This is a genomic window from Marinicauda algicola, from assembly GCF_017161425.1.
GTDB classification, from domain to species: Bacteria; Pseudomonadota; Alphaproteobacteria; order Caulobacterales; family Maricaulaceae; genus Marinicauda; species Marinicauda algicola.
Genome location: NZ_CP071057.1, coordinates 2,064,657 through 2,083,058, shown reverse-complemented (window position 1 = coordinate 2,083,058; position 18,402 = coordinate 2,064,657). Strand labels below are relative to the sequence as shown.

The following is an 18,402-nucleotide window of genomic DNA, read 5'->3' as shown; positions in this document are numbered from 1 at the left end:
CACAGGTGAGCTTCTGCTATCAGTCTCGCGACTTCCGCTCAAGCATGGGATATTCACACCCTCATCATGTGGGACGAACTCTGGATCGATTGCCGGGCCGCGACGATGCGGGCCGGTGCCGACACGGCCTATGGCGCGATCGATGACGCGGCGATCGCGATCGACCGCGGCCGAATCGCCTGGGCCGGGCCGCGCGCCGACCTGCCGGGAAAACCCGACGCGCTCGCGGCCATGGTGATCGCCTGCGACGGCGCTTGGGTGACGCCGGGCCTCATCGACTGCCACACCCATGCCGTGTTCGGCGGCGATCGGGTCGGCGAGTTCGAGGCCCGGCTTGAGGGAGCCTCCTACGAGGAGATCGCCAAGGCCGGCGGCGGCATACGCTCCACGGTGACGGCGACGCGCGAGGCGAGCGAGGAGAGCCTCGCCGAGGCCGCGCTCTCGCGCCTGGAGACGCTGCGGCGCGGCGGCGTGACGACGGTGGAGATCAAGTCCGGATACGGACTCGACGTGGAGACCGAGCTGAAGATGCTGCGCGCGGCCGGCGAGGCGGCCCGGCGCGCCGGCCTGCATCTCGAGCGCACGTTTCTCGGCCTCCACGCCTTGCCCGAAGACTATGCGGACGATCGCGCCGGCTATGTCGATCTCGTCTGCCAGGAAGCCCTGCCGAAGGCCTGCGAGGCCGGGCTCGTCGATGCGGTGGATGCGTTCTGCGAGCGCATCGGCTTCACCGCCGCGGAGGTCCGGCGCGTGTTCGAGACGGCGAAGGCGCTCGGCCTGCCGGTCCGCCTGCATGCCGAGCAGCTGTCCGACCAGGGCGGGGCCGCGCTGGCGGCGGAGTTCGGTGCGCTCTCGGCCGACCATCTGGAGTTCGCCAGCGAGGACGGCATCAGGGCGATGGCCGGGGCCGGGGTCGTCGCGGTCCTCCTGCCCGGCGCCTTCTATGCGCTGAAGGAGACGCGCAAGCCGCCGGTCGCCCTGCTGCGCGAACACGGGGTGCGCATCGCGATCGCCACCGATCTCAATCCGGGCTCCTCGCCGCTGGTCTCGCCGACGCTCGCCATGAACATGGCCTGCACCCTGTTCGGCCTGACGCCGGAAGAGGCGCTGGCGGGCATGACGCGCAATGCGGCCGCGGCACTGGGGATCTCGGACGAGGCCGGCACGATCGAGAGCGGCAAGCGGGCCGATCTCGCCCTGTGGCGCATTTCGCACCCGGCCGAGATCGCCTACTGGATCGGGCTGCCCGGACCCGATCGGCTCTACATCGCCGGGCGCAACATGACTGCCGAGGGAACAGGACGCAAACCATGACCGCGCGCTTCGCCAATGCCCGCAAGATCACCCCGCGCACCGGCCCGCAGCGCCGGGCGAAGACCTGGATCGCCGAGGCCGCCGTGCGCATGCTGCAGAACAATCTCCACCCCGACGTCGCCGAGCGGCCCGAGGAGCTGGTCGTGTACGGAGGGATCGGCCGCGCGGCGCGCGACTGGGAGAGCTATGACGCGATCGTCGAGACGCTCGACCGGCTGGGGGCCGACGAGACCCTGCTCGTCCAGTCCGGCAAGCCGGTCGGCGTGTTCCGTACTCACGAGAACGCCCCGCGCGTGCTGATCGCGAACTCCAACCTGGTGCCCAAATGGGCGAGCTGGGACCATTTCCACGAGCTCGATCGCAAGGGCCTGATGATGTACGGCCAGATGACGGCCGGCTCGTGGATCTATATCGGCTCCCAGGGCATCGTTCAGGGGACGTACGAGACCTTCGTCGAGGCCGGGCGTCAGCACTACAAGGGCGACCTGTCCGGGCGCTGGATCCTCACCGGCGGGCTCGGCGGCATGGGCGGGGCGCAGCCGCTCGCCGCGGTGATGGCCGGGGCGTGCTGTCTCGCGGTCGAATGCGATCCCGAGCGTATCGCGTTCAGGAAGCGCACCCGCTATGTCGACGAGAGCACGGAAAGCCTCGACGAGGCGCTCGACATGATCCGTGCCTGGACGAAGGCGGGCGAGGCGAAGTCCGTCGGACTGCTGGGCAATGCCGCCGAGATCTTCCCGCAGATCCTCGAGCGCGGCGTGAAGCCGGATCTCGTCACCGACCAGACCTCCGCTCACGATCCGGTCAACGGCTACCTGCCCAGGGGCTGGAGCCTGGCGCAGTGGCGCGATGCCGCCGAGCGCGATCCCAAGGCCGTCGAAAGGGCCGCGATGGAGTCGATGCGCGAGCAGGTCGAGGCGATGGCCGGCTTCTACCGCCAGGGAATCCCGACGGTGGATTACGGCAACAATATCCGCCAGATGGCCTACGACGCGGGCTTCGCCGACGCGTTCTGCTTTCCCGGCTTCGTGCCCGCCTATATCCGCCCGCTCTTCTGCCGCGGCATCGGCCCGTTCCGCTGGGCGGCGCTGTCGGGCGACCCGGAGGACATCGCGAAGACCGACGCGAAGGTGAAGGAACTCATCCCCGACGATCCCCACCTGCATCAATGGCTCGACATGGCGGGCGAGCGCATCGCCTTCCAGGGCCTGCCCGCGCGCATCTGCTGGGTGGGCCTGGGGCAGCGCCACCGGCTGGGCCTCGCCTTCAACGAGATGGTCGCGAGCGGAAAGCTGAAGGCCCCGGTGGTCATCGGGCGCGACCACCTGGATTCCGGCTCCGTCGCGAGCCCGAACCGGGAGACCGAAGGCATGAAGGACGGCTCGGACGCCGTCTCCGACTGGCCGCTCCTGAACGCGCTGCTCAACACGGCTTCCGGAGCGAGCTGGGTGTCGCTGCACCATGGCGGCGGGGTCGGCATGGGCTATTCCCAGCACGCCGGCATGGTCATCGTCGCGGACGGGACGAAGGAGGCCGCCGGGCGCCTCGAACGCGTGCTGTGGAACGATCCGGGCACCGGGGTGATGCGCCATGCCGATGCCGGCTATGCCGAGGCGATCGTGTGTGCGCAGGAAAACGGGCTCGACCTGCCGATGATCGGACGGGTGAAATGAGCCGAGTGACCCTGAAGCCCGGCGCGGTGAGCCTCGCCGACCTGCGCGCCATCCATGCCGGCGCGGCGATGAGCCTCGACGAGGCGGCGTTCGCGGCCATCGACCGCTGCGCCGAGAGCGTGGCGCGCATCGTCGCGAGCGGACGCACCGTATACGGCGTGAACACCGGGTTCGGCCTGCTCGCCAATACCCGCATCGCGAAGGACAAGCTTGCCCAGCTGCAGACCAACCTCCTGCTCTCCCATGCCTGCGGCGTCGGCCCGGCGCTGGCGCGCAGCGTCGTCCGGCTCATCGTCGCGCTGAAGGTCATCGGGCTCGCGCGCGGCCATTCCGGGGTGCATGCCGACATCGTGCGCCTGCTGCTCGCCCTGCTGGAGCGCGACTGCCTGCCAGTGATCCCGGCGCAGGGTTCGGTCGGGGCCTCGGGCGATCTCGCCCCGCTCGCCCACCTGTCCTGCGTGCTGATCGGGGCGGGCGAGGTCGAGTTCGAGGGCGCGCGCCTGCCCGCCGCCGAGGGGCTGAAGCGCGCCGGGCTCGAGCCGCTGACGCTGGGTCCGAAGGAGGGCCTTGCCCTGATCAACGGCACGCAGGTCTCCACCGCCCTCGCGCTCGATGCGCTGTTCGCCGGGGAGCAGGTGATCGATGCGGGCCTGCATGCCGGCGCGCTCTCGGTGGAGGCGCTGATGGGCTCGCACGCCCCGTTCGGGGACCGGCTTCACACCGTACGCGGACAGCCCGGCCAGATCGATGTCGCGCGCGTCCTGCGCGCCCTGCTGAAGGGCAGCGAGATCGAGAAGGCCCACGCCAATTGCGACCGGGTCCAGGATCCCTATTCCTTCCGCTGCCAGCCCCAGGTGATGGGCGCGGCGGTTGACCTGATGCGCCATGCGGCGCGCACGCTGCAGATCGAGGCCAATGCGGTCTCCGACAACCCGATTGTCTTTCCCGATGCGGACGAAGCGGTCTCGGGCGGCAATTTCCACGCCCAGCCGGTCGCCTTCGCGGCCGACATGATCGCCATGGCGCTGTGCGAGACCGGCTCGATCTCCGAGCGCCGGCTCGCCGTGCTCGTCGATCCGAAGATGAGCGGCCTGCCCGCCTTCCTGACCAGCGATGGCGGGCTCAATTCCGGCTTCATGATCGCGCAGGTGACCGCCGCGGCGCTGGTCGCGGAGAACCGCTCCAAGGCCTTCCCGGCGAGCGTGGATTCGGTGCCGACCTCGGCGAACCAGGAGGACCATGTCTCGATGGCGACCGGCGCGGCGCGCAAGGCCGGCGAGATCGCACGCAATACCGCGGTCACGGTCGGGATCGAGCTGATGGCCGGCGCGCAGGGTCTCGACCTGCGCCGCCCGCTGAAGACCAGCGCCGCGCTGGAAGCGGTGTTCACGGCCATCCGCACGCGCGTCGCGCGACTCGAGGCCGACCGCTACATGGCCGGGGACCTCGAGGCGATGGCGGCCGGCGTGCTCGACGGCGCGTTCAATCCGGCAACGGAGCTTTGGCAGTGATGCGCGTTGGCGGCTTCATCCTGGCGGGGCTGATCGCCCTGCTGGTCCTGGCCTGGATCGTGTTCCGGCTGTGGCCGCTGCCGGACCGCCCCCATGCCGCCGGTGCGCCGCAGGTCTCGGTCGTCGGCACGCCGTCCGGGCGCAATCTTGTCGGTATCCAGCCGTGGCTGGAGGAGCTCGACTATCGCAGCGCCGGGTCCCTTCATGCCGCCCTCGGGGCCTATCTCGAGGCTGCGCGCGAGGCAGGCGTGCTGACGCCGCAAAGCGTCGTCGCGTTTCCCGAGCACGCGGGAACCTGGCTCGTCGCGGCCCACGCTCCGTCTGCGGTCTATTCCGCTCCCGGCGTCGAGGCGGCGATGGTGCGTCTCGTCGCCGCGCGCCCGCTGGCCTTCGCCGGGGCCTTCCTGCGCAGCCGGGAGGCCGATCGCGCCGCGGCAGCGGTGTTCCGGGCGAACGGCGCGCGCATGGCGCAGGCCTATCAGCAGGTCTTCTCGCGCCTCGCCGCCGAATACGGCGTCACCATCGCGGCCGGCTCGATCGTGCTGCCCGATCCTCACGTGCGCGAGGGCCGGCTGGAGGTTCGCCGCGCGGGCCCGCTCTACAATGTCTCGGCGGTATTCGCGCCGGACGGCTCGATCCATCCCGAGCTCGTGCGCAAGGCCTATCCGATCCCGTCCGAACGCGGCTTCACGGCCGGAGCGCCGGTCCCGGACTATCCGGTGTTCGACACCCCGGCGGGCCGGCTCGGCGTGCTGATCTGCGCCGATTCCTGGCATCCCGACGTCTATGCGGCCCTGCGCGATCGGGGCGCCGAACTCCTTGCCGTGCCGGCCTTCCTGCAGCCCTCCGGCGTCTGGGACCGGCCGTGGGGCGGCTACACCACGCCCTGGCCGGACGATGCCCCGCGCGCCGATGCCGGCCGGCTCACGGAAGGCGAGGCCTGGCAGACCCATGCGCTGGCGGGCCGGCTCTCCGGCGCCGGGGCGCAAGCCGGCCTGACGACCTTCCTGCGCGGCGAGCTCTGGGATCTCGGCTCGGACGGGCGGGCCATTCTCGTCGACGCGGGCGGGGTGACGCTCGGCCCCGACACGGACGGGCCGGCGATCAGCGTGCTGTGGGTGGACGGGTAGCAGGCCCCGCCCGGCCTCGCCATCGAGGGGGAGGGTCCAGCTGAAACGCCGCGGAGTCTAGCGCTGCCGCCTGCCCCCGAGCGCGATGCGCACCTCGCTCGCGGCGCGCTCGGCGGCTTCCAGCGCGCCTTCGAAATAGCCGTAGCCGGAGCGTGCCGTCTCGGTGCCGGCGACATGGATCGGGCCGAAGGGCCTGCGCAGCTCGGGTCCGAGGCTCGTCCACACGCCCGGCCCCATGAAGGCCGCATAGCAGCCGCGGGTGAATTCCTCCGCGGTCCAGTCCTGCTCGGCGTAGGCGACGGGGGACAGGGCACGATCGCCGAACACGGCGGCGAAGCTCTTCAGCACGGCGCGGCGCCGGTCGTCGGGATCGGCCGGCGACCAGTCGCGCGCCGCATCGCCCTCCACGAAGCCGAGCAGAAGGCCCGATTTCGCGCCGGGCTCGGTGTTGTCGAAGGTGACGCTGACCGGGCCCGGTCCGCCCACGGATTGTCCTGACAGGCCCTCGTCGCGCCAGAACGCCGTCTCGTACTGGGCGACGCACTTGATGCACGCCCCCGCCGGCATGCGCCGCCACAGCGCGTCGCGCGTGCTCGGCAGGGCGGGTTCGAAGCGGATGGCAAGGCCCTGGTTCGGCGGCAGGGCGAGGATGGCGCGCCGGGCGGCGTACTCCCCGGCCTCGGTGCGCACGCGCACCCCCTCGTGGTTCCAGGCGACGGACCGCACCGGCTCGCCGAGCCGGACGCGCTCGCCGAGACCGTCCGCCATGGCGCGCGCGATCCCGCCCATGCCGCCATGGACGCGGTCCTGCTGGGCGCCCCCCTCCACCGAGAGGAGCCGGTTCAGCGAGCCGCCGGCCCTGGCGTAGAACAGGGCATGGAGCAGGGAGAGCTCGTGCGGCTCGGCGCAGAACACCGCGCCGATCCCGATGCGGAACATCTCCTTCGCGCGGGCCGTGAAGCCGGTCCGGTTCATGAACTCGGCCACGCTCATGCGGTCCCAGGCGAGCGCCTTCTCGTGCTTCCAGGGCGCGTCCGGATCGATCCCGGCCGCCATCGTCTCGAACCGCTTCAGCATGCGGTCGAGATCTAGCAGGACGTGGACGGGAAGGGCCGGAATCGTGCCGCGATAGCGCTTCAGGCGCTTGCCCGCGGCGACGAGATGATCGCCCTCGTTCCACAGCGGGTAGGTCTTCGCGCCCAGCGCCTCGATCAGCGCCTGGAGCCGGTCCTGGCCGGGTCCGACCCATTGCCCGCCGAGATCGGTCTCGTCGCCATTGGGGAACCGGTGGAGCAGGGCGCGCCCGCCGACGCGCTCGCGCGCCTCGATCACGGTCACCTCGAACCGGTCGGCGAGCCGGCGCGCGGCCTCCAGACCCGAGAACCCTGCCCCGATGACGATGACGTCGCCCGATTGCGCCATGAGCTCTCCCCCCTTGACCCGGCGCCGAGCATGCCCCGGCGCGCCGGCGCTTTCCAGAGCCCAGGGAGCCTCACCGGGACGAACCGCGTTATTGCCCCGCAGCGACGCGAGACCCGGCATGGACAGCGGAGACAAGGAAGAACTCGCCGAGCAGCGCACGGAATGGGCCGAGGACCGCACGCTGCTGGCCAACGAGCGCACCTATGGCGGCTGGGCGCGCACCGCGCTTGCCGCGCTGGGCATCGCGCTCGGCTTCCACGCCATCTTCAACCTGGCCGAACGCGCCTGGATCGCGAAGATCGGCGCGACGCTCTTCATCCTCATCGCGCTCGGCATCATCGTGCTCGCCCACCGCAACGCCTTCGAGGTGATCGGGCGCATGGAGCGCCATCAGGTCGCGGCCCTGCGCTCCACGAACCTGTGGATCATCACCACCATGCTGGCGGCCGGCTCGGTCCTTCTGGGCGTGCTGCTCTGGATGATCTGAGGCGTCAGTCCGGCATGCGCCCGCGCATCATGTCCTGCATGGTCATCGGCTCGGCGGGCAGTTCGAAATGGTCCGCGCCCGGCGCGTCGCCGCTGATCGAGACCAGCGCGAAATCATCACCGTAGCGCAGGATGCCGAGGCCGCGATCGTGCAGCTCCACGCTGCGCGCGTCCGGCTCGGTGCCCGATGCCTGGGCGAAGGCGGCGAAGGCTGCGGTGAACTCGCGCGCCAGCGCATCGCCGCTCAGCACGGCGGTGTCGGTGTGACTGTCCCCGGCCGCATCGGTCCAGACGATCTCGTAGACCTCGCCCTCCAGGCCCGCGACCGTCTCGCGCGTGCCGGTGGCCGTGATGCGCTCGACCGCGGCGGCGCGATGCTCGTCGAGCGAGGGCGTGTCCATGCCGCCGGCGGCGGCCATGCCCCGCGCCATGGTCATGATCGAGGCGAGATCGAGCACCATCAGGCCCATGCCGGGCTGGTCGGTCACCGCATAGGCGTTGCCGTCGCGGATCAGCATGTAGCCGGCAGGATCGGGCGTATCGATCCGCAGCGTGTCCGCGTCCTGCCAGGCGATCGTCGCGGTCTCGCTGCCAGGCTGGGACGGGGTGGAGATCTCGGCGACGCCGTCGGCGTGCGCGGCGGAGGCCAGCGCGCTCGCGGCGAGAGCGGCAAGAAGGGTTCGGGTCATGACGGAACGTCCTTTCATTTCGGGCTAGCGGGTCATCATCTCGACGAGCTCGCCTTCGCAGGCCGACAGGTCGCGCACGACATCGTCGAACGCCTGCGCGTTGTCCCAGCGGCAGACCATGGAAGGTCCGACGAAGTCCGGGTTCGGATTCTCCGTGAAGCCTGCGGTCACGGCGCAGGCCTCGTCCTCGGGCCCGAGGATCTCGAAGCGGTAATGGATGGCGGGGGTTCCGCGGATCGTCACGGTCGCGCCGGGGTCGCAGGCGGCGAAGGCGTTCTCGAAACAGTCCTCGTCCGTCCCGCACATCCGTGCCTCGCCCGTCGCGGCGCTTCCGCCTGCGTCCGCGCCGTCCGCGGACTCCTCCGCCGGCGGCGCCTCGTCGGGAGCGGGCGACCAGGAGAGGATGCGCACCTGGTTGGTCTCCAGATCGCCGATGACGAGTTGCGCCTGGCCGTCGCCGTCGAAATCGATGGCCTTGGCGGCATACGGATAGCCGCCGAGCGGCAGCCGGCCGAGCTCGCTGAACTCGCCGTTGCGATACTGGTAGAGAATGCCTTCCGGCGCGTCGCTGCGGGCGCTTTCGCGCTCGATGGCGAGGATTTCGACCGTGGCCGGATCGTCGTCGAAGCTGGCGATATGGCCCTGCAGCAGATAGCCCGCGCCGGGCAGCGGGCCGGAGAGGGTCAGCTCCATTCCCTCGCTCAGGGCGAGCTGCGGCTCGGCCGAGTTCGGCCCGGTGCGCACCGAGACCAGGAGATCGGGCAGCCGGTCGGCGTTCACCATGCCGCCGGCACGCACGGCATAGAGGTCCGCATCGCCGGCGAGCGGGAGCTCGAGCCGGTCGTCGCTGCTGCCCGCGAGCAGGATGAGGGATTCGTCTTCCTTGAGCACGGCGATGTCGTCGATCCCGTTGCCGACGAGATCGGCCACGAAGGGCTGTGCGTCCGGCCCGGCGCCGGGAACTGGGCCGTCCCGGAACGGGCCGATGCCTTCGCCCTCGGCCTGGATCAGCGCCTGGGCGCTGTGCGGCATGGGCACATCGGTCAGCACGATGTCCATCACCCGGTCGCCGTCGACGTCGTGAAGGGCCATGCCGCCGGTCGGATAGCCGCCGCGCGAATGGGTGACAGGCTCGCTCGCGAGGCCGTCCCCGGTCTGCTCGAAGATGGCCAGGGTGCGCTCGTGCTGGCCCTGTGCGACGACGACGAGATCGATATCGCCGTCTGCGTCGATATCCCCGGTGGTGGCCTCGTCGGGATTGTCGCCGGGATCGCGCGTACCGGCCGGCTCGAACCCTCCCGTGTCGAGGGCCCGCCACAGGGCGATCGTGCCGCCGAGCGTGGCCGGTCCGTCCGGGCCGCACACCACCGCGAGGTCGCGGCGGCCGTCGGCGTCGAAGTCGAGCGCGGCGAGATCCATGATCTCGGTTTCGTCCGGGCAGGCCGCGTCGATCCCGCCCGGACCGGCCCCCTGAATTGCGGCGGCCAGGGCGGCGGCGAACAAGCTGGTCATGATGAAGCGTCCCCGTTGCTTGGCGGGGACGCTAACAGGAGGGCTCCGGGCAAGACAACCGGAGTCATGTGGAAATTCTCCCGAAGGGAGGAATTACGCCTATTTCAGCCGGTGCAGCACCGCGCGCATGGCATCGAGCTGGCTCGCGCCCATCTTCATCGAGCGGTCCGGCGACCAGCCCTCGGACGGTTCGGGCATGTCGGCATTGTCCTTGAACGGCATTTCCAGCGTCATCGCGAGGCAGCGGAAGGTTTCCGCCATCCAGTTCGTCGCGATGGAGAGGTCGGCCGTGCCCGGCTTGTCGACCGCATAGCCGTGCTTCGTCTGGAAGTCCGGATTGATCGAGGCGAGCGCGTCCTTGTAGGCGTTCAGCAGCCTGGCGTCCTCTTCGGTGAAGCTCGGCACGCCCTCGGCCCCGGCGATGAAATTGTAGGGCAGGGCCTCGTCGCCGTGCATGTCGAGGAAGAGATCGACGCCGGTCTTCTTCATCTCCTCGAGCACGGCGAGCACCTCCGGCGAGTTCGCCTCGCTGGCCTTGTCCCATTCCCGGTTCAGATTGATGCCCTTGGCATTCGTGCGCAGATGGCCGCGGAAGCTGCCGTCCGGGTTCATGTTGGGCACGACGTGGAACACGGCCCGGTCCAGGAGATCGCGCGCGACCGGGTCGGTCTCGTCCAGCAGGCGGGTCAGCAAACCCTCGGCGGCCCACTCGGCCATGGTCTCGCCGGGATGCTGGCGGGCGATGACCCAGACGGTCTTCTTGCCGCTGCCCGGCTCGCCGACGATCAGCCGGTCCATGTCGCGCCCGTCGAGCGTCGTGCCGATGACGTCGAGGCGGACCTGTCCCGATTGCTGGCAGGCGGCGATCAGCTCGTCGTGGCGGGTCATGGAGTAGGGCGCGAAATAGGCGAACCAGACCGCGTCGCCGTCCGGCTTGTGCTCGAGGACCAGCTTGCCGTCCGTATACGTCGTCGGGATGCGCTCCCACACCTCGCGGTCGGTGGAGGCGACGGCCTCGTAGCCTTCCCAGCCCTTGGGATAGGCCGCGCCGCCGGCATTCTCGATGGTCATCCTCACCACCTGGTCCTTCGCGCCGGTGAGGCGGAAATAGAACCATTGATAGAAGTCCGAGCCGTTGTCCTTCTCGATCTCGAGGCGGATGTCGGCCGGGTTGCTGGCGGATTTGACGAGGATGTTGCCGGCGTCGAACACGCTGGAAATGCGCATGGGGAGGGCCTCTCGTGGCTGGAGCTTGCGGCCCGCGTCTACTCGGCCGCTTCCGCTTCGGGCCCCTTGCTAGCCGATTTGGCGTGCGCTTCCCACCGCTGGCGCAGAATCCGCGAGGTCAGGGATTTGCCGTCCGGGCGCCAGCCGGGCGGGGCGAAGACATGGTTCGCCCGGTCGCGCCAGCTCCTGGCCGTGACGAGGTCGCGCCCGAGCGCGATCCATTCGGCGAGCGCGATGTGGACCGGGTTGAAGGTCGCGATATTGGTGACGAGGCCGTAGCGGCAGGGCTCGGCCTCGTCCTCGTCGACCGCGGTGCCGAAAATCCGGTCCCAGAGCATGAACACGCCGGCATAGTTGGCGTCGATATAGCGCGGATTGCGGGCATGGTGGACGCGGTGGTTGGACGGCGTGTTCATCAGCCACTCGACCGGGCGCGGCAGCTTGCCGATCGCCTCGGTGTGGATCCAGAACTGGTAGATCAGGTTCAGCCCCTTCACGAAGGCGATCATCAGCGGATGGAAGCCGATGGCGAAGAGCGGCAGATAGACCAGCCAGGTCAGCGCGACCGGCGCGGTCCAGGTCTGGCGGAAGGCCGTCGTCAGGTTGAAGTGCTGGGAGGAGTGGTGGACCGAATGGCTCGCCCACATCCAGCGCACCCGGTGGCCGAGCCTGTGGTCCCAGTAGAAGGCGAAGTCGGTCAGGACGAAGGCGGCGATGAAGGCCCACACCGACCAGCCGATCTCGAACAGGGCGAAATTGTCCCAGATCCATATGCCCACCGCGAAGATGCCGCCCGCGGCGAGCGCGCCGACGATGGTCGAGCCGAAGCCGAGCAGCATGTTCGCCATCGTGTCCTTCGCCTCGTAGCGCACGCGGCCCGAGAAGCGGCTGAACACGATCTCGGCGAACATGATCGCGATGACGACGGGAAGGACGGCGTATTGCGGATCGCTGGTCAGGATCTCGGGCATCAGGCGGCACGCGCCTCCGCCTTCAGGGCCGGGTCTTGCGCGTCGAGACGCGCCGCCCAGCGTGCGTGCTCGTCCGGGGCGAGATCGAGGCGCAGGCGCGGCAGGCTCGCATCGGGCAGGCGCAGCTCGAGGCCGTCGCCGCGACCGGCCACCCGCAGGGCCTTCGCCGGCAGGCGGCGGGTCACGGCCCGGTCGCCGAACACGCTGACGATGCCGACCTCCCCGCCATCGAGTTCGAGCAGGGCCGCCCGCCCGTCACCCGAAAGGCTCACCGCGCGCACCGGCGCGTCCCAGTGATCGACCAGGAACAGGCGCGCGGCCTCCTCGCGGCTGGCGAGCCTCAGGCCCGGCTTGCGCGCGAAGACGAAGGCGCTGGCGATGATCAGGGCGAGCACGCCGAGCGAGAAGGTCAGCGCCGGTGCGTCCATGCAGCCCTCCCCGGGAGCGGTGAAGCCTCGCGAACCCTGTTCGCGAAACTGCCCGACGATAACCCCGGGAAAGCGGAAGATAAAGCGGGCCGGCCTAGGCGGAGCCGGCGGGCGAGCTTGCCGTCATTTCCGCCGTGCGCGGGCGTTCGGGCGGGGCGGCGACGGGCTCGCGCACGTCCTTCGGGCGGACGCATCTGAAGCCCGCCGATGCTGCCGGCCAGTCCGCGAGCAGGGCGCGGGCCTTCTCCGATCCGGTCGCCCCGGCATGGCGTTCGAGCAGGGCCTTCACCGCGGCGAGATCGTCCGCGTCCGGCTCGCCGAGTTGCGCGGTGTCCGGATTGAGCACGCCGGACAGGTGCTCGCGCGTGTCCAGGACGAAGGCCGTCCCGCCGGTCATGCCGGCGGCGAAATTGTCGCCCACGGGCCCGAGGATCACGACCGTGCCGCCGGTCATGTATTCGCAGCCATGGGCGGCGCACCCCTCGATCACGGCGGTGGCGCCGGAATTGCGCACCGCGAAGCGCGCCCCGGCCGCGCCCGCGACGAAGAGGCTGCCCGCGGTCGCGCCGTAGAGGCAGGCATTGCCCACCAGCGTCAGCGCCTCGCCGCGCGCCCCGGCGCGCGGGCGCACCGCGATCTCCGCCCCGGACAGGCCCTTGCCGACATAGTCGTTGGCTTCCCCGGTGAGCTCGATGGCCAGGCCTTGCGCGCCGAAGGCGCCGAGCGACTGGCCGGCCGAGCCGGACAGGGCAAGCACGATCGAGCGGGCCTCGAGCCCGTCCGGTCCGAAGCGGCGCACGATCCTGGAGGACAGCGGCGCGCCGACGGCGCGGTGGACCGTCGTGACCTTGCGCGCGATGCGAACCGGGCCGCCGCTCTCGAAGACGCGCGCGGCCTCGTCCATGAGATCGGCGTCGAGCGTGGCATCGACGCGGTTGCGCGCGCCGGGCTCGGGCGCGGACGTGACCTCGCCGGCCCGGCGCAGCAGGGCGGAGAGGTCGAGATCGTCGAGATCGCCATTGCCGCGCGTTTCCTGCGCCAGCAGGTCGGCGCGCCCGACGATCTCCGACAGCGAGCGCGCGCCGAGCGCGGCCAGGCGCACGCGCACGCTCTCGGCGAGATAGACCATCAGGTTGACGGCGTGGTCGGGCAGGCCGGGAAAGTGCTTTCGCAGCGTCTCGTCCTGCGTGCAGATGCCGACCGGGCAGGTGTTGGAATGGCACTGGCGCACCATCAGGCAGCCCAGCGCCAGCAGGGCCACCGTGCCGATGCCGTACTCCTCCGCGCCGAGCAGGGCGGCGACGAGGATGTCGCGCCCGGTCCTCAGGCCCCCGTCGGTGCGCAGGCGCACCCGGTCCCGCAGCCCGTTGATGGTGAGCATCTGGTGGGCTTCGGACAGGCCCAGCTCCCAGGGCGCGCCGGCGAACTTGATCGAGCTCAGCGGCGAGGCACCGGTGCCCCCGACATTGCCGGAGATCAGGATGGTGTCGGCATGGGCCTTGGCGACGCCCGCCGCGATCGTGCCGACGCCGGCCCGGCTGACGAGCTTGACCGTGACGCGCGCGTCCGGATTGATCTGTTTCAGATCGTAGATGAGCTGGGCGAGGTCCTCGATCGAGTAGATGTCGTGATGGGGCGGAGGGCTGATCAGCGTCGTGCCGGGCGAGGCGTGGCGCAGCCTGGCGATATAGGCGTTGACCTTGAAGCCGGGCAGCTGTCCGCCCTCGCCGGGCTTGGCGCCTTGCGCGATCTTGATCTCGATCTCGCTGCACTGGTTGAGATATTCGGCCGTCACGCCGAAGCGGCCCGAGGCGATCTGCTTGACGCGGCTGTTCTCGTCGTCCCCGTTTTCATGGCGCGTATAGCGCCTGCGGTCCTCCCCGCCCTCGCCGGAGACCGAGCGCGCGCCGAGCCGGTTCATCGCGATGTTGAGCGCGCCGTGGGCCTCGGGCGAGAGCGCGCCGAGGCTCATGCCGGGGGTGAGGAAGCGTTTCACGATCTGCTCGACCGGCTCGACCTCCTCCAGCGGCACGGGCTCGCCCAGCGGATTGATCTTCAGAAGATCGCGCAGCTGGACCGGCTCCTGTCCGTCGACGAGCGCCTCGTAGCCCTCGAAGGCGGCCCGGTCGCTTTCGCGCACCGCCCTCTGCAGCTGTTCCACGATCGCGGCCGACAGGGCGTGGCGCTCCTCTCCGGCGCGCACGGCATAGAAGCCGCCGGCCGGCAGGGCGGCGTCGGGGCCGAGCCAGCCCACGCGGTTGGCCTCGATCTGGCGGCGTTCCAGGCCCTTCAGCCCGATGCCGGAAATCCGGCTCGCGACGCCGGGAAAGAACTCGTCGACGAGCGCGCGTGACAGGCCGATCGCCTCGAACATCAGCCCGCCGCGATAGGACGAGACGATGGAAATCCCGAGCCGGGCCATGACCTTCATCAGCCCGCCCTCGAGCGCGGCCTTGTAGTTCAGCACGGCCTGCGACAGCGTCAGGCCGGCGAAGCGTCCGCGCGCGTGGCGCTCGGCGAGCGCCTCGAAGGCGAGATAGGGGCTCACCGTCGTCGCCCCGGCACCCACCAGCAGCGCCAGCGAATGGGGATCGAGCACCTCGGCCGAACGGACATTGAGCGAGCAGAAGGGGCGCAGGCCCGTCATCGTGAGATGGGTATGCACCGCACTGACGGCCAGGGCGGAGGGGATGGCGGCGCGGCCCGGACCCTGGTGCTCGTCGGTCAGGAAGAGATGCTCCGCCCCGCCGCGGATCGCCGCCTCGGCCTCCTGGCGCAGCCGGTCGAGCGCCTGCTTCAGGGCGAGGCCCCGCCGCGACGCGCCGGCGGTGTCGAAGGTGGCGTCGATCTCCACTCCGGCCTCGCCGAAGGCCGCGCGCATGCGGGCATACATGCCGTTGGTCAGGACCGGGCTTTCCAGCGTGAAGACGTCGGCCTGGGTCTCGTCCTCCAGGAGGATGTTTCCGAGATTCTTGAACCGGGTCTTCAGGCTCATCACCCGGTCCTCGCGCAGATAGTCGATCGGCGGGTTGGTGACCTGGGAGAAGTTCTGCCGGAAGAAGTGGGAGAAGGGACGCGGATGCTCGGACAGCACGGCGAGCGGGCTGTCGTCGCCCATCGAGCCGGTGGCCTCCTTGCCGGTCTCGCCCATGGGCTGGAGCAGCTTCTCCATGTCCTCGCGCGAGACGCCGGCCGCGCGCTGCCGCCACACCAGTTCCGTATCCGGATAGAGCCGGTCCTCCGGGCCCGGACCGATCTTCGGATCGAGTTCCTCGATCTTCTTCAGCCATCGCGCGAAGGGCCGGACCTCGGCGAGGCGGGCATCGTGCTCGCCCTCGCGATAGAAGGCGCCGGTCTCGAGATCGACCGAGATCGCCCGGCCCGGCCCGATCGCGCCCTGCTCGGCGATGCGGTCCTCGGCGATGTCGTACATGCCCGCTTCGGAACCCGCGAACAGCAGGCCGTCCCGGGTCAGCGTCCAGCGCAGGGGGCGCAGCCCGTTGCGGTCGAGCCCGGCGACCGCCCAGCGCCCGTCGCAGGCCGCGATCGCCGCCGGCCCGTCCCAGGGTTCCATCACCGCGTTGCAATAGGCGTAGAGCGCGCGGGTCTCCTCCGGCATCAGCCCGGCGCGCTTCGACCAGGCTTCCGGGATCAGCAGGGCCTTGGCCATCGGGGCGGAGCGCCCGGCCTTGATCAGCAGCTCGAAGGCCTGGTCGAGCGCGGCCGAATCCGAACTGCCCGGCTGGATGACCGGCTTGACGTCCTCGCAGGCCTCGCCGAAGGCGCTCGAGGCCATGCGGATCTCGTGGCTCTTCATCCAGCGGATATTGGCCTTGACCGTGTTGATCTCGCCGTTGTGGGCGAGCATGCGGAAGGGCTGGGCGAGGCGCCATTCGGGAAAGGTGTTGGTGGAGAAGCGCTGGTGCAGGATGGCGAAGTCGCTGCGCCAGTCCGCGTCCGTCAGGTCGGGATAGAAATCCGCGATCCGGTTCGACAGGAACATGCCCTTGTAGACCACGTCGCGGCGCGAGAGCGAGCAGACATAGAGATCCTTGAGGTTCGCCGCGATGGCGCGCTTCTCGATGCGCCGGCGCACCAGGTAGAGATCGCGCTCCACCCTCGCGGCGTCGCGCGTGGCGGGCGCACGGAACAGGATCTGCTCGATATTGGGCCGCATCGCCTCGGCATGGGCGCCGAGCACGGACGGGTCGACCGGCACGGCGCGCCAGCCGAACAGCACGAAGCCGGCGCGCACCATCTCGCTTTCCACGATCGTGCGCGCGGCCTCCAGGGCGTCGGGATCGCGCCGCGGCAGGAAGACCATGCCGACCCCGACGAGATGGGATTTCGCGTCGTGGCCGGTGCGCTCCACGAAGGCGCGCACCACCTTCTGGTCGATGGCGATGCGCACGCCCGCCCCGTCGCCGGACAGCCCGTCTGCGGCGACCGCGCCGCGATGGGTGACGGCGGCAAGCCCGTGCAGGGCCTGGTCGATGATCTCGCGGCGCGGCATGCGGTCGGTCGCGGCGATGAGGCCGACCCCGCAGGCATCGTGTTCGTCGGCCTCGTCGTAGAGGCCGCTCGCGGCCAGCGCCTCGCGCGCGGCGAGCCGGGTCTCGAAATCCCTCATGCCGGCTCCCTCGCATTGGCGAACCGGCGCACGATCGCATCGCTCACCGTGATCGCGTCCTTCAGCGCCCACACCACCAGGGACGGCCCGCGCACGAGGTCGCCGGCGGCATAGACGCCCGGCTCGCCGGTCTCGAACGTCTTCGGGTCGGCCTTGACCGTGCCGCGCCGGGTGAGCTCGATCCTCGCCCCGCCGGCCATCGCCGCGGCGTCCTCGGGGGAGAAGCCGAGCGCCTCGATCACCATGTCCGCCTCGAGGCGCCAGACCGGCCCCTCGTCGGGCAGCACCGTGCCGCGCCCGCCTGCGCTCATGTCGAGCTTCATGGGCTGGACCTCGATATGGCCCTCGCCGATGCGCGCCGGGGCGGAGAGCCACTGGAAGGTCACGCCCTCGGCCTCGGCATGCTTCACCTCGCGCGCCGAGCCCGGCATGGTATCGCGCCCGCGCCGGTAGAGGCAGGTCACGCTCGCCGCACCCTGGCGCACGGCGGTGCGCACGCAGTCCATCGCGGTGTCCCCGCCGCCGACCACGACGACCTTCTTGGCGTGCGCGTTCAGCTCGCCCGCCTCGAAGCCGGGCACGGCGTCGCCGAGCCCCTTGCGGTTGGAGGCGGTGAGGAAGTCGAGCGCGGCGACCGGTTCCATCCCCGCCTCGCCGGGCAGGTCGAGCCGGCGCGCGGCATAGGCGCCGAAGGCGAGAATCACCGCGTCGTGGCTGCGCCGGAGATCCGCGATCGTGCCGTCGCGGCCGAGCTCCCATCCTAAGGCGAACCTTACGCCGCCCTCGCGCAGGGCCTCGTGGCGGCGCGCGGGAATCGACTTGTCGAGCTTGAAATTGGGGATGCCGTAGATCATCAGCCCGCCGGCGCGGTCGTAGCGGTCAAGAACCGTGACCTGGAAACCCGCCCGGCGCAGGCGCTCGGCGGCCGCCATGCCGGCCGGACCGGCCCCGACGATGGCGACGCTTTCCCCGCGTTCGATTTCGGGCGCGATGGGGGCGATCCAGCCTTCCTTCACTGCCGTGTCGGTCAGCCAGCGTTCCACCGCGCCGATCGTCACCGTGCCGAAGCCGGCCTTCTCCACCACGCAATTGCCTTCGCACAGCCGGTCCTGCGGGCAGACCCGGCCGCACACCTCGGGCATCGGGTTGGTCGCCGCGGAGACCTCGTACGCCTCGCGCACGCGCCCCTCGGCGGCGAGCTGGAGCCAGTCGGGAATGTGGTTTCCGAGCGGGCAGTGGGACTGGCAGAAGGGGATGCCGCACTGGGAGCAGCGCGAGGCCTGCTCGGCGGCCTTTTCGCGGATGAACTCGTCGCTGATCTCGTCGAAATCGCAAATGCGTTCGCCGGCGTCGCGCACGTGCGGGGGCTCGTGGGCGATCTTGAAGAATTTCAGCAGGCGCGACGCCAT

Annotated in this window: 13 protein-coding genes; 5 read left to right on the top strand and 8 right to left on the bottom strand. The window is 70.5% G+C overall.

Features of this window, described 5'->3' with window-relative positions:
• Nucleotides 1–66: 66 nt before the first annotated feature.
• From hutI to JW792_RS10375, 4 genes are read left to right on the top strand one after another with little or no spacing between them, the layout of a single operon-like run.
• Complete coding sequence (hutI, locus tag JW792_RS10390) at nt 67–1,314, top strand: imidazolonepropionase (RefSeq protein WP_135997277.1); 1,248 nt, start codon at nt 67–69, stop codon at nt 1,312–1,314.
• The gene (gene hutU / locus JW792_RS10385) at nt 1,311–2,987 is read left to right on the top strand and encodes a urocanate hydratase (protein ID WP_135997276.1); all 1,677 of its coding nucleotides are present in this window, start codon (nt 1,311–1,313) and stop codon (nt 2,985–2,987) included. Before hutI ends, hutU begins: the two co-directional genes overlap by 4 nt.
• Complete coding sequence (hutH, locus tag JW792_RS10380) at nt 2,984–4,498, top strand: histidine ammonia-lyase (protein WP_135997275.1); 1,515 nt, start codon at nt 2,984–2,986, stop codon at nt 4,496–4,498. The genes hutU and hutH overlap by 4 nt, the downstream gene beginning before the upstream one ends.
• The gene (locus JW792_RS10375) at nt 4,498–5,628 is read left to right on the top strand and encodes a nitrilase-related carbon-nitrogen hydrolase (protein ID WP_241095119.1); all 1,131 of its coding nucleotides are present in this window, start codon (nt 4,498–4,500) and stop codon (nt 5,626–5,628) included. Before hutH ends, JW792_RS10375 begins: the two co-directional genes overlap by 1 nt.
• A gap of 57 nt (nt 5,629–5,685) precedes the next feature.
• Here the strand turns inward: JW792_RS10375 and JW792_RS10370 are convergent, their stop codons facing one another.
• Entirely contained in the window at nt 5,686–7,050 is a 1,365-nt protein-coding gene (locus JW792_RS10370; RefSeq protein ID WP_135997273.1) for a flavin monoamine oxidase family protein, read from the bottom strand.
• Nucleotides 7,051–7,168: 118 nt separating this feature from the next.
• On the opposite strand from JW792_RS10370, the gene JW792_RS10365 reads away from it, so the two are divergent.
• Nucleotides 7,169–7,537, top strand: a complete 369-nt coding sequence (locus JW792_RS10365) for a YidH family protein (protein WP_158291647.1) — start codon at nt 7,169–7,171, stop codon at nt 7,535–7,537.
• Nucleotides 7,538–7,541: 4 nt separating this feature from the next.
• Here JW792_RS10365 and JW792_RS10360 read toward each other — a convergent pair whose 3' ends face one another.
• The 7 genes from JW792_RS10360 to JW792_RS10330 form a co-directional block, all read right to left on the bottom strand.
• A complete protein-coding gene (locus tag JW792_RS10360; RefSeq protein WP_135997271.1) occupies nt 7,542–8,225 on the bottom strand; it encodes a hypothetical protein in 684 nt (227 codons plus the stop codon).
• A gap of 24 nt (nt 8,226–8,249) precedes the next feature.
• Nucleotides 8,250–9,737 carry an FG-GAP-like repeat-containing protein gene (locus JW792_RS10355; RefSeq protein WP_135997270.1) on the bottom strand — a complete coding sequence of 496 codons (1,488 nt, stop codon included), beginning with the start codon at nt 9,735–9,737 and terminating at the stop codon, nt 8,250–8,252.
• A gap of 99 nt (nt 9,738–9,836) precedes the next feature.
• Nucleotides 9,837–10,964 (bottom strand): M14 family metallopeptidase, encoded by a 1,128-nt coding sequence (locus tag JW792_RS10350; RefSeq protein ID WP_135997269.1) that lies wholly within the window; start codon nt 10,962–10,964, stop codon nt 9,837–9,839.
• Between the two features lie 38 nt (nt 10,965–11,002).
• Entirely contained in the window at nt 11,003–11,935 is a 933-nt protein-coding gene (locus JW792_RS10345) for a sterol desaturase family protein (protein WP_135997268.1), read from the bottom strand.
• Nucleotides 11,935–12,363 (bottom strand): hypothetical protein, encoded by a 429-nt coding sequence (locus JW792_RS10340; protein ID WP_135997267.1) that lies wholly within the window; start codon nt 12,361–12,363, stop codon nt 11,935–11,937. Before JW792_RS10340 ends, JW792_RS10345 begins: the two co-directional genes overlap by 1 nt.
• 94 nt (nt 12,364–12,457) lie before the next feature.
• The gene (gltB, locus tag JW792_RS10335; RefSeq protein ID WP_135997266.1) at nt 12,458–16,993 is read right to left on the bottom strand and encodes a glutamate synthase large subunit; all 4,536 of its coding nucleotides are present in this window, start codon (nt 16,991–16,993) and stop codon (nt 12,458–12,460) included.
• On the bottom strand, nt 16,990–18,402 hold the full coding sequence (locus JW792_RS10330) for an NAD(P)-dependent oxidoreductase (protein ID WP_135997265.1): 1,413 nt from the start codon (nt 18,400–18,402) through the stop codon (nt 16,990–16,992). Before JW792_RS10330 ends, gltB begins: the two co-directional genes overlap by 4 nt.

Excerpts from the sequence above, each read along its gene's own strand:
- JW792_RS10355 (WP_135997270.1), bottom strand. The coding sequence starts at position 9,737 with ATGACCAGCTTGTTCGCCGCCGCCCTGGCCGCCGCAATTCAGGGGGCC.
- JW792_RS10345 (WP_135997268.1), bottom strand. The coding sequence starts at position 11,935 with ATGCCCGAGATCCTGACCAGCGATCCGCAATACGCCGTCCTTCCCGTC.
- JW792_RS10365 (WP_158291647.1), top strand. The coding sequence starts at position 7,169 with ATGGACAGCGGAGACAAGGAAGAACTCGCCGAGCAGCGCACGGAATGG.
- hutI (WP_135997277.1), top strand. The coding sequence starts at position 67 with ATGTGGGACGAACTCTGGATCGATTGCCGGGCCGCGACGATGCGGGCC.
- hutH (WP_135997275.1), top strand. The coding sequence starts at position 2,984 with ATGAGCCGAGTGACCCTGAAGCCCGGCGCGGTGAGCCTCGCCGACCTG.
- JW792_RS10350 (WP_135997269.1), bottom strand. The coding sequence starts at position 10,964 with ATGCGCATTTCCAGCGTGTTCGACGCCGGCAACATCCTCGTCAAATCC.
- JW792_RS10360 (WP_135997271.1), bottom strand. The coding sequence starts at position 8,225 with ATGACCCGAACCCTTCTTGCCGCTCTCGCCGCGAGCGCGCTGGCCTCC.
- hutU (WP_135997276.1), top strand. The coding sequence starts at position 1,311 with ATGACCGCGCGCTTCGCCAATGCCCGCAAGATCACCCCGCGCACCGGC.
- JW792_RS10330 (WP_135997265.1), bottom strand. The coding sequence starts at position 18,402 with ATGGCGTCGCGCCTGCTGAAATTCTTCAAGATCGCCCACGAGCCCCCG.
- JW792_RS10340 (WP_135997267.1), bottom strand. The coding sequence starts at position 12,363 with ATGGACGCACCGGCGCTGACCTTCTCGCTCGGCGTGCTCGCCCTGATC.
- JW792_RS10370 (WP_135997273.1), bottom strand. The coding sequence starts at position 7,050 with ATGGCGCAATCGGGCGACGTCATCGTCATCGGGGCAGGGTTCTCGGGT.
- gltB (WP_135997266.1), bottom strand. The coding sequence starts at position 16,993 with ATGAGGGATTTCGAGACCCGGCTCGCCGCGCGCGAGGCGCTGGCCGCG.
- JW792_RS10375 (WP_241095119.1), top strand. The coding sequence starts at position 4,498 with ATGCGCGTTGGCGGCTTCATCCTGGCGGGGCTGATCGCCCTGCTGGTC.